Annotated in this window: 2 protein-coding genes; one reads left to right on the plus strand and one right to left on the minus strand. The window is 72.4% G+C overall.

The features are described from left to right. Window positions 1–461, minus strand: a 461-nt coding sequence (locus PKE44_RS18520; RefSeq protein ID WP_324554185.1) for a MaoC family dehydratase, incomplete at its 3' end; no start/stop codon positions are given. 285 nt (window positions 462–746) lie between these two features. Here PKE44_RS18520 and pyk point away from each other — a divergent pair. Continuing rightward, window positions 747–2,168 (plus strand): pyruvate kinase, encoded by a 1,422-nt coding sequence (pyk, locus tag PKE44_RS18525; protein WP_324554187.1) that lies wholly within the window; start codon window positions 747–749, stop codon window positions 2,166–2,168. Window positions 2,169–2,237: the final 69 nt, after the last annotated feature.

A 2,237-nucleotide genomic window follows, 5' to 3' on the forward strand; every position in this document is an offset into this window, starting at 1 on the left:
CAGACGATCCGCCGCGGCACCACCATCTTCGCCACCATCACCTGCCTTACCTCCCCCCGCTGATTCTTCGTCTCGCTCCGGACCGCGACCATGCCGCGATCCGGCCGGGAGCGCGACGGGGTCACCGAGAGGATTTCGCTTTCGACGTGCAGCACGTCGTCCGGCCGGGTCGGCTGCGGCCAGCTCAGTTCGACGCCGGCGCCGATCAGGCCGCCGGCGAGCGGCAGGCCGCTGGTCACGAGCAGGCGCATCGTGATCGCGGCCGTGTGCCAGCCGCTCGCGGCGAGGCCGCCGAACAGCGAGCCCTGCGCGGCGGCCTCGTCGAGGTGGAAGTACTGCGGATCGAAGTCCCCGGCGTAGGTCTTGATCTGCGCGGCATCGAGTGCGTGTCCGGCGCTGACGTAGCGCGCACCGGGCACGAGATCATCGAGATAGAGCTTTTCGGGGGCGGTGGCGGTCATGGCGGGGTTCCTGCGGGCGGGGGCGATTCGCGGCAGGTTTGGTCGACGGACCCGCGCCCGGCAAGGCCGGCATGGCTGCGATGCAGGCGCGGCGCGCCGGGTCCGCGGCCCGGGTGACGGCTGCGGCTGCTGCGGCTGCAGCAAGCCTTGCGGGGAGCGGACGGCTACATTCCCGGGCGCGGTCCGTCCGGACCGCCGACGCAGCGGCGCTTCGCGCTGCCGCTGCCGAGGAACCGAAGCCCGGCTGCCGGTGTTTCGCCTGCCGTCCGCCCCGGAGTACCTGCCATGCGCCGCATCTGCAACGCCCGCATCGTCGCCACGCTCGGACCTTCGAGTTCCACGCCCGAGGTGATCCGTGCCCTCGCCGAGGCCGGTGCCGACGTGTTCCGCTTCAACTTCAGCCACGGCAGCCACGAGGACCATCGGGCGCGCATGCAGGTCGTGCGCGACATCGAGAAGGCCGTCGGCCGGCCGATCGGCGTGCTGCTCGACCTGCAGGGGCCGAAGCTGCGTGTCGGCACGTTCGCACAGGGGCCGGTGACGCTCGTGAAGGGCCGGAATTTCCGGCTCGATCTCGATCCGGCGCCCGGCGATGTCACGCGCGCGCCGCTGCCGCATCCGGAGATCTTCGCGGCACTGAAGCCCGGGGCCGACCTGCTGATCGACGACGGCCGCGTGCGCCTGCACGTCGAGCGCTGCGGCGCCGATTTCGCCGAGACCACCGTCGTTGCCGGCGGCATGGTCTCGAACCGCAAGGGCGTCAACGTGCCCTCGGTGGTGCTGCCGATCTCGCCGCTGACGGCGAAGGATCGCGCCGATCTCGAATGCGGGCTGGAACTCGGCGTCGACTGGGTGGCGCTGTCCTTCGTGCAGCGGCCCGAGGACATGGACGAGCTGCGCGCGCTGGTCGGGAATCGCGCCGGCATCCTCGCCAAGCTCGAAAAGCCGTCGGCGATCGAGCAGCTCACCGCCATCGTCGAGCGCTCCGACGCGGTGATGGTCGCGCGCGGCGATCTCGGCGTGGAGTTACCGCCCGAGCGCGTGCCGGGCATCCAGAAGCGCATCATCCACGCCGCGCGCAGCGCCGGGCGACCGGTGATCGTCGCCACGCACATGCTCGATTCGATGGTGCACGCACCGGTGCCGACCCGCGCCGAGGCTTCCGATGTCGCCAACGCCATCTTCGACGGCGCCGACGCGGTGATGCTGTCGGCCGAATCGGCCTCGGGCGACTACCCGGTCGAGGCGGTGCGGATGATGGATCGCATCATCCACGAGGTCGAACGCGACCCGGCCTGGCGGCGGCTGATGGATGCCAACCAGGCGGTGCCGGAGGCGACCACCGCCGATGCCGTCTGTGCGGCGCTGGCGCAGGTCACGCAGGTGCTCGGCATCGCCGCGACCGTCACCTACACCAGCAGCGGCTACACGGCGCTGCGCGCGGCGCGCGAGCGCCCCGAAGCCCCGATCCTCGGCCTGACGCCGAACCTCGCGACCGCGCGCCGGCTGACGCTGGTCTGGGGCGTGACACCGGTGCACGGCGAGGACATCCACGATGTCGCCGAGATGGTCGAGCACGCCAAGCGCGCCGCGGTCGCCCACGGCTACGCCGGCCCCGGCGATCGCCTCGCCATCGTCGCCGGCATGCCGTTCGCGCAGCCGGGCACGACCAACCTGCTGCATCTGGCGCAGATCGGCGAGGGCTGAGCCGTCCCTGCCGGGCGGCCCCGCCGGGCGGTCGCTGGGTCCCGGCGGGCCGGCCGGCGACCGCGCCGG

Source organism: Plasticicumulans sp. (assembly GCF_035331805.1).
Classification (GTDB): domain Bacteria; phylum Pseudomonadota; class Gammaproteobacteria; order Competibacterales; family Competibacteraceae; genus Plasticicumulans.